General features: G+C 61.3%; 7 protein-coding genes and 1 pseudogene. 2 read left to right on the top strand and 6 right to left on the bottom strand.

The window, feature by feature from the left end; genetic code table 11:
• A partial coding sequence (locus AB4Z11_RS14280; RefSeq protein ID WP_442025908.1) for a protein kinase domain-containing protein occupies window positions 1–446 on the bottom strand: 446 nt, incomplete at its 3' end.
• 95 nt (window positions 447–541) lie between these two features.
• Here AB4Z11_RS14280 and AB4Z11_RS14275 point away from each other — a divergent pair.
• Entirely contained in the window at window positions 542–1,432 is an 891-nt protein-coding gene (locus tag AB4Z11_RS14275; RefSeq protein WP_442025909.1) for a YicC/YloC family endoribonuclease, read from the top strand.
• 49 nt (window positions 1,433–1,481) lie between these two features.
• On the opposite strand, the gene AB4Z11_RS14270 is transcribed toward AB4Z11_RS14275, so the two are convergent.
• The 5 genes and pseudogenes from AB4Z11_RS14270 to AB4Z11_RS14250 form a co-directional block, all read right to left on the bottom strand.
• On the bottom strand, window positions 1,482–2,786 hold the full coding sequence (locus AB4Z11_RS14270; protein ID WP_442025907.1) for a M20/M25/M40 family metallo-hydrolase: 1,305 nt from the start codon (window positions 2,784–2,786) through the stop codon (window positions 1,482–1,484).
• Window positions 2,787–2,830: 44 nt separating this feature from the next.
• The gene (locus AB4Z11_RS14265; RefSeq protein WP_442025906.1) at window positions 2,831–3,589 is read right to left on the bottom strand and encodes a sulfite exporter TauE/SafE family protein; all 759 of its coding nucleotides are present in this window, start codon (window positions 3,587–3,589) and stop codon (window positions 2,831–2,833) included.
• Between the two features lie 192 nt (window positions 3,590–3,781).
• Window positions 3,782–5,653, bottom strand: coding sequence for an AMP-binding protein (locus AB4Z11_RS14260; RefSeq protein WP_442025905.1), 1,872 nt, complete (start codon window positions 5,651–5,653; stop codon window positions 3,782–3,784).
• An 18-nt stretch (window positions 5,654–5,671) separates the two neighbouring features.
• Window positions 5,672–6,124, bottom strand: a complete 453-nt coding sequence (locus AB4Z11_RS14255; protein WP_442025904.1) for a MaoC family dehydratase — start codon at window positions 6,122–6,124, stop codon at window positions 5,672–5,674.
• 2 nt (window positions 6,125–6,126) lie between these two features.
• Window positions 6,127–8,132: pseudogene (locus AB4Z11_RS14250) on the bottom strand (3-hydroxyacyl-CoA dehydrogenase NAD-binding domain-containing protein).
• Window positions 8,133–8,282: 150 nt separating this feature from the next.
• Here AB4Z11_RS14250 and AB4Z11_RS14245 point away from each other — a divergent pair.
• A partial coding sequence (locus tag AB4Z11_RS14245; RefSeq protein ID WP_442025903.1) for an ATP-binding cassette domain-containing protein occupies window positions 8,283–8,727 on the top strand: 445 nt, incomplete at its 3' end.

The raw sequence follows: 8,727 nt of genomic DNA, 5'->3' as shown, positions 1-8,727 counted from the left end.
CCTTTGATCACTTGCGTAAAAATAGTCCGGATAAAAGCCTCGCCCRAATTCCGGCCTTTGGCACGCTGACGCTGGATGTGTTCCTGCAGCGAATGACCGGACTCGTAATGCATAACCATATAAACAGTTTCATTTGCGCGGAAGAAATTCAACACTCTTACAACATTTGGATGTGAAATTCTTGCAAGCGCGCGACCCTCCTCAAAGAAGCATTTCAGCCCTATACGGAAGACCGCCAGGTTCGCTTTGGAGACGTCCGGCACCAATTCACCCTCTTGACGTAATGCAAGGGTGCTTGGTAAATATTCTTTAATGGCAACCGCATTGCCTTCAGCGTCGTAGGCCAAGTACACAATACTGAACCCACCTGACGCAATTTTCTTTACAATGCGGTATCCAGCAATTTCCAGACCATCTGGTAGCGGAGCGTTGTTTTGTGCAGCCATAAGTTTCCTCGCTTCAACAAACCGGATTGTGTGGACAAATCAATGTATTGTAAAGATAAAGACAAAATCGGGGATATCCTTTGAGCATTTCCAGCATGACAGGCTACGCGGTTGCCACCAGCGAAAGCGCAGCCGGAACTCTGACAATTGAGATCAAAAGCGTCAATTCGCGCTTCCTTGATCTGCAATTCCGAATCAACGACGATCTGCGCGCGCTCGAACCCGATTTACGCTCCGCCATCATGGGGGCGATCACTCGCGGCAAGGTTGAGCTGCGCCTGAGCTTCGGCCGCAAGGCCGCGGCGGCGGGCACTCAGGCCTTGAATGTAACTCTGCTCAATGAGCTGGCGCGCCTTCAGGGCGAAGTCGGTCAGCATTTCGCGGGCGCAACGCAGATGTCCGTAGCGGAACTACTTCGCTGGCCGGGTGTGGTGGAAGAAGCCCAGATCGGCCAGGAATCGCTGCAACAGGACGTGGCAGCCCTGATGACGCGCACGGTTGAAGCCTTCGTCCAGAGCCGTCAGCGCGAAGGCGCGGCGCTGGAAGCGATGCTGGTTTCCCGCATCGAATCGATGGAAGGAATTGTTAAGCGGATCACGCCACTGATTCCACAAGTCGTTGCGCAATTCCAACAGAAAGCCGTGGAACGCATGCAGGAAGCACTGGGCCTCGCTTGCCAGGGTTCCAACACTTCGCTGTCGCGCCAGGATGCGATGGAGCGCATCCGCCAGGAGGTGATCCTGTACGGTATCCGTATCGACGTGGCTGAGGAACTGGGCCGTTTGTCTGCCCACCTGACCGAAACCCGTCACATCCTGAAAAAAGGCGGACAGGTCGGTAAGCGCCTGGACTTCATGATGCAGGAACTGAACCGCGAAGCGAATACGCTGGGCGCCAAGGCTTCGGTCAAGGAACTGGCCGACGCGTCGATGGAACTGAAGCTGCTCATCGAGCAGATGCGCGAGCAGGTGCAGAACCTCGAATAAAAACCCTAGAACCGGGTCAGACCCTTGGGTCTGACCCAGGTGTTAGGGTTCAGCGGGTCAGGCGATACAGCAGCAATGCCGTGCGAATCGCGCCCTGCTCGATCGACTTCAGATCCAGATCCTCCTCCGGCGAATGCGCACCACGGCCGGTCGCGCCAAGACCATCCAGGCTGTCCACATACGGCGCAGCAAACTGCACATCCCCCGCACCACGCTCACCCGGCGGCAACGCCGCAATCGGCCCCAGCCCGGCGTCCGCACTGGCGCGCGAATACACCACCAGCAGCTTCAGATTGCCCGCTGTCGGCGCCATCGGCGGATAGCCGTCCATGAACTTGATGGACGCGCTGGTGCCTGGCAGGTTCTGCGCCACAATGGCGCGCATTTTTGCGTGCGTCAGCTCGCCCTGCTCCGGCGTCAGGAAGCGCAGATCGCCTTTAACGAAGGCGCTGTTGGCAATGACATTGGTTTTGCCGAATGCCGTGCCCTTGGCTGCCGCATCGTCGTAAGCGACTTCGGTGCCGCCCACGATGACACCCGGATTGAAGGTCAGATTCGGCTCGATCAGCTGTTGCCGGAAAGCGTCGAGAATGCGCGCCGTTTCGTACACAGCGCCGTAGCCCGCGCCCTGCGTGAACACGCCGGACGAGTGTCCCTGCTTGCCCTTCACCTCCAGCTGCCAGCTGGTCGCCGCACGGCGGCCGATAGTGCCGGTGGCCTTGCCATCCTTGTCGAGCACCGTGGCCTCGAAGGCCAGCGCCACATCGCTGCGTTTGGCCATGGCCACCATGTCGCGGCGCGAGATGGATTTCGGGCTGCCGGCGTTTTCTTCATCGCCGGTAAAGATCACGCTGATAGTCGTGTTATTGAGCGCGCCTGCAGCGTGCAGCGCCCGCAGCGCCTCGATCACGATGACATCGCCGCCCTTCATATCATTGACGCCTTGACCGCGCACGCGGTCGCCCTGGCGGTCCCATTTCTGCACCGGGCTGTCCGGTTCGAACACGGTATCGAGATGGCCAATCATCAGCACCCGCTTGCCCTGCTTGCCCTCGCGCGTGGCAACCAGATGGCCGGCACGCTTCACTTCGGGCGGCATATCGATCCACTGCGTTTTGAATCCCAGCTTATCGAACTCGGCGCGGAACACATCGCCCACGGCGCGCACGCCGGCATGGTTCATGGTGCCGCTATTGATGTTGACGGTTTTCTCCAGCAGGACCAGCGCCTCCGCCGAATGCGCCTTCACCGCGGCCACGATGCGCTGCTCTTCCGGCGACAGCGATTGCGCGGCTGCCCCTCCCATCAAACCTGCGGCAAACAGCGGAACAAGCAAACGGGTAGCGCGCTTCATGCTGACATCCTCCGGAAGTGATAGAGGTGCCAACTGTACTATGGCTAGTGCACAAATCCAACCACACCGTCCCACAGCAGCTTCAGCGCCGTGACAACCAGCAAACCGTAGCAGATGCGGTAAAGCTGTTCCTGATTCAGGCGGCCATGCAGCTTCCAGCCCGCCCAGACACCAAACAGGCCCGCTGGTGCGCAGATACCGGCCGTGGCCCAGAATTCGGCCGACAAATTACCGACCGCCAGCCAGGGTCCGGCCTTCAGCAGATTACCGATGGTGAAGAACATGCTGGTGGTGCCGGCATAGACTTCCTTCGACAAGCCAAGCGGCAGCAGGTACATCGCCAGCGGCGGTCCGCCCGAATGCGCCACCATGGTCGTCACGCCGGATGCGGTCCCGGCAAGGATCGCCTTGCCGTTGGAGCGCTCGCCCGTCGCAACAACGCCTTTCCTGATCCACCACAGGTAGGCGATAAGCAGCGTCGTTACCGCCATGATGATTTCGATGATGTGGCGATCCAGATGTTCCAGCAGCGCGTAGCCGGCGCCAATGCCGACAACCAGTCCGGGAAGCAGCAGCTTCAGATCAGGTTTCGACCAGGTGTGTGGGCGCCAGAAGCGCAGCGCAAAGAGGTCTGTCGCAACGAAGATAGGCGCCAGCAGGCTGCCCGCCTTGATGGGGTCCATGACCAGTGCCAGGACGGGAATGCCGATGATCGCAAAGCCGCCGCCAAAAGCACCCTTCATGAAGCCGATGACCATGACAGCCATCATGGCGACACAAATAACGAGGGGATCAAGATGCATGATTAGTGGCATTGTACGGACTTCCGCCGGCGCTCGCTGATGCAGGCCTTGCACTCATATCCGAGGCTGTTATTACGCACGACGTAGAACTCTTCGTCGGCCGGCCACAGCTCGCCGCAACGGCGGCACTGCTGCTCGTTCCCCAACTCGGTCAGGGCGAGGCGGCGAAAGCCGCCCCGGTAGCGCCGGATCTCAATCACGTCCCGACTGCACCACCGACTCGTGGCAAGGCTGCAGGAACAGCGCTTTCACATCGTCGGCGCGGCGCTCGATCACAGCGCGCTGGTTGATGCTGCCTTTGTCGGTGACTTCGTAGTGCTGCATCGAAGCCGGTTCGGCCAACACGCCAAGACGGTCTATGCGCATTGATGCCGCTCGCACACCGGCATTCATGGCGGACAGGCGGCGTTGCAGTTCCGCCTGCAACTGTGGATGGCCGCGCAAGGCCTGTGCGCTGAGCCCTGCCAGTTCAGGCAAAGCCTTCGCACAGGCTGCGGCATCGGGCCAGGCCAGCGCACCAACCGTGTCTGCGCCATCGCTGGTCAGCACTGCATCCTTCAGCAGCGGACTACAGGCTTCCAGCAAGCGTGTACGCAAGGCCGCGGTGCGCACCCAGGTGCCGTTCATCAGTTTGAAGTCCTCGGCAAAGCGGCCCGCGAAACGCAGCCCTGCCAGGGGATCTTGCGGATTCACGAAGCGCACCGCATCGCCCAGCAGGTAATAGCCCTCTTCGTCGAAGGCATTGGCGCTGAGCTCCGGCGCATTCAGGTATTCGCGGAAGATATTCGGACCACGGATGCGCATCTCGTAGCGGCCCGGCAGATTCGGATCTTCCAGCAGCTTGAGCTCCACGCCGGATACGGGCAGACCGATACAGCCCACATCGTCCACCGCCCAATACTGCGTGACCGCAGGACCGGACGATTCAGTGGCCCCGAACACGGAGGTCAGCACAATGCGTTCGCCCGTCGTCGCCACCGCCAGGCGCTGGAAGCGGTCGTACACATCACGCGACAGCACCGCGCCGCCGTAGTACACGTATTTGAGGCGCGAGAAGAAGTGCTGCGCAAACGCCGGATCGCGTTCCAGTTCGCCGATCAGCATATTCAGGCCGATGGGCACATTGAAGTACAGCGACGGCGCCACTTCGCGCAGATTCTTCAGCGTCGTATCGAAGCGGCCCGGCATCGGTCGGCCGTCGTCGATATACAAGGTGGCGCCGAAACGCAGGATGCGGTTCATGACGATATTGCCGCCCATGACGTGATGCCATGGCAGCCATTCCAGATAGACCGGCTGCTCTACCGGGTCTTCCTTGAAAACGCGCGCCGCCATTTCCTGCGCGGCGGCCACCATGGAACGCGTCTGCACCACGGCTTTCGGCACGCCGGTAGAGCCGGAAGTGAACATGTATTTCGCGGGCTGCTCGCCTTGCAGCGCGGCGTGATGCAGTTCCAGGCCTGGCGCGTGTGGCGCGGCCGCCCAGGCGGCGAAAGCCTGCATGCCGGGCCAGCCGGCATCCACGCTGATTACGCGTTCCGGCGGCATATCCAGCGCCCTGAGTGCATTCGCGTATTTTTCGGCATCCTGCACGAAAATCAGGTGAGGATTCACAACCGCCACCGCCGCACGCAGGCGCGTGCACTCGCCGCCGAGCGCCGAGTAGGCCGGCGACACAGGCGCCACCGGCACGCCCGCATACAGCGCGCCCCACATCATCAGCGCCTGCTCTGCGGAGTTCTCGGACAGGATCGCCAGCGGCCGCTCAGCCGAAGCGCCCGCCGACAGTAACGAAGAGGCCACCGAGCGGATCGCATCCCACACCTGCTGCACCGACCACTTGACCCACTGGTCATCGGCGCCGCGCTGCACCAGCATCGGATTATCCGGCCGGATGCGTACCCAGTGCGCCAGCCAGTCCGTAGTGCAGGCCGCAGGCTTCGGCAGCTCGTGGCCGGAACCCAGCAGCAGCACGCCGTCCGGCCTGCGTTGCACGGAAGCCGTCGGAGGCCGGAAGCCCACGTCGCGGAACGGCGCCTGGAGCGGGATATTCTCTGTCATCATGCTGTCTCCTCAATCGTATTATGCAGTCGGCCGCTTGGGCACGCTGGACAAGCCATACATGCGCATCACCACGTCGCCGTTCTGATTTTTCAGTTCGACGCGGGCTTTGGCGATGCCGCGCTTTGGCTTATCCGGCAAGGTGATGACTTCCACCAGCTCGCGGTCTACGTGCAGCACATCGCCCGGCCGCACCGGCTGCAGCCAGCGCAGTTCATCAATGCCCACGCCGACCACCGGCAAGTCACCGAACAGGCGCGCTTCCACRCATTTGCGCATCGCCAGCGAAGCCAGTTGCCAGCCGCTGGCAATCAGGCCGCCGAAGGGGCCATTGGCCGCGGCTTCAGGGTCGGTGTGCATCGGCTGCGGATCGAAGCCCTTGCCGAAATCGATCACGTCCTGCTGCGCGATGGTGAAGGGCTGGCTGGCCCATTTTTCACCTACTTGCAGATCTTCCAGATAACGGTTCGCCATGGCTATCCTCCAAAAGACTTACCTTCGTACGCGAGTTCGACCAGCAATGGGTCCGGCTGCCACTGGCTGCCCTGGTAGCCCTTCTGGAATTCACGGATGGTGGCGAGCACCTTGTCCAGGCCGAATTCGCTGGCGAAGAACATCGGGCCACCACGTGTGGCGGGGAAGCCATAGCCGGTGAGGTAGACCACGTCGATATCCGATGCACGTTGCGCGATTCCTTCGCGCAGAATGGCGGCGCCCTCGTTCGCCAGCGCGACCAGCAGGCGCTGCACGATTTCCTCATCGCTCACTTCGCGCTGGGGAATATTGTGCTCTTTGCGATACGCGGCCAGGATGGCTTCCGCTTCCGGGTCCGGCAGCGGCTTGCGCTGGCCCGGCTCATAGCGATACCAGCCCTTGCCCGTCTTCTGACCCAGGCGGCCCGCTTCGCAGATACGATCGCCAATGCGCGAGTAGACCATGTCCGGCCGCTCGATGTAGCGGCGCTTGCGGATCGACCAGCCGATATCCAGGCCACTCAGATCACCCACCGCCAGCGGCCCCATGGCCATGCCCCACTTCTGCATGGCGCCGTCGATCTGCTGCGGCGAGCAGCCTTCGTCCAGCAGGAACAAGGCCTGCTGCAAATACTTCTGCAACATGCGGTTGCCGATAAAGCCATCGCACACACCCGAGGCTACCGGCACTTTGCCGAGGCGCCGGGAAAGATTCATCACCGTCAGCAGCACATCGTCCGCAGTACATTCGCAATCGACCACTTCCAGCAGGCGCATGATGTTCGCCGGCGAGAAGAAGTGCATGCCGATCACGTCGCGCGGACGATTGGTGCTGGCGGCAATCGCGTTCACATCCAGCATGGAGGTATTGGTGGCGAGGATGGAACCCGGCTTGGTGATCTCGGCCAGCTCGCGAAAGATGCGGCATTTCAGGTCGAAGTCTTCGAATACCGCTTCGACCACGATGTCCACGCTCGCCGCAGCATCCAGCGTGGCAGCGGGCGTGATCAATCCCAGCACCGCATCGCGCTCGGCGGCGCTCATGCGCCCTTTGGCGACCTTGGCCTCGTACACTTTGGCGATGTGCGCGCGGCCGCGCTCAAGCGACTCCGGTTTGACATCGATCAGCGTCACAGGAATGCCCGCATCGGCAAAGCAGATCGCGATGCCCGAGCCCATGGTGCCCGCACCGATCACTGCCGCACTAYTGACGGGACGCGCCTGGTACCCAGCATGGCGAGGAAGCGTTCACGCTCGTACGCCAGGCCCTGATCGAATGCTTGCTCGGCCGCGGCGACACAACAGTCCACGATATGCAGCTTGGCGATATTGCCTTGTGCGCTGGCTTCCACCTTTTCGCGCAAACGGTTCAGGTAACCCGGCGCCAGCGTCTCCATGCGCGCCGGCAGGTCGCGCGTGCGGCGCAGCGCACCTGTTTTGCTACGGGCGAAATCCACCGCCGCTGCCAGCAGTTCCCCTTCAAATACGGCATCGACCAGGCCAAGCWGATGCGCTTCGCCGGCGTCAATGGCAGAACCGTTGAGCATCATGTCCGCAGCTTTATCCATGGGCACCAGGCGTGGCAGGCGCTGGGTGCCGCCCGCCCCCGGCAGGAAGCCGAATTTCACTTCCGGCAGCCCCAGTTTGGCGCCGCTGCCAGCCACGCGGTAATGCAGGGCCAGCGCCAGCTCGAGCCCGGCGCCATAAGCGAAACCTTCGATTGCAGCCACGACAACCTTATCGATCCTGTCACAGCCTTCGATCAGCTCCGGCATGATGGGGCTCATTTTCTGGGCTGGTGTATTGAACTCGCGTACATCCGCGCCGCCACAAAAAATATGTCCCTTGCCGGTGATGACGATGGCCTGCACGTCGCTGCGCTGGGCAGCGTCGTTCAGCATGGCGCCAAGCCGTCCGCGCTGGGCGCCGGAGAGACTGTTCACTGGGGGATTGTCGAGGGAAAGGATGGCTACACCGTCCTGAACTGGGTAATCGCTTGCTGGATGCATCGTCGTCTCCGCTGAGGTTCTGGTGAATTCATTTTGACAGTGTCAAGTTTAGAAGTCAATCTCGCTGACGCGCCAAAATTCAATTTGTCATCCGCAAAGTCAGCTGCTATTATGAATTCGCATCTTTACATTGTAATGTTTGGATCATAAATGAACGATATAACGGAGACACAAGGCGCCGCACCAGCGCTGCGCCTTGCAGCAGTAAAGAAAGCGTTCGGCGCCACGGAGATCATCCGCGGTGTGAATTGGGAGGTCGCGCAGGGCGAATGCCATGTGCTGATCGGCCCCAATGGCGCCGGCAAATCCACCCTTTTTGGACTCATCAGCGGCAACCTGCGCGTTAGCAGCGGGACCATCGCGCTGAACGGCCAGCAGATCTCAGGCATGAGCGCCAGCAAAATAAGCCGCAGCGGTTTGGGGCGCAGCTTCCAGACCAATAACCTGTTCGGCCGCATGAGCGCTTTCGAGAACGCCCGCATTGGCGCCTTGCGTGCTGTCGGTCACGGCCCCTCTTTCTGGCGCGGCCTGCAGCATGGCGGTCCCGCCGACATGCGTGCGCTGGAAGTGCTGGACGAAGTGGGCTTGCTCGACA

The sequence above is a fragment of the Pseudoduganella sp. RAF53_2 genome (assembly GCF_052113985.1).
GTDB lineage: Bacteria > Pseudomonadota > Gammaproteobacteria > Burkholderiales > Burkholderiaceae_D > Rugamonas.
Note: the sequence above shows the minus strand (reverse complement) of the source record. Positions and strands in the feature narration are given on the sequence as shown.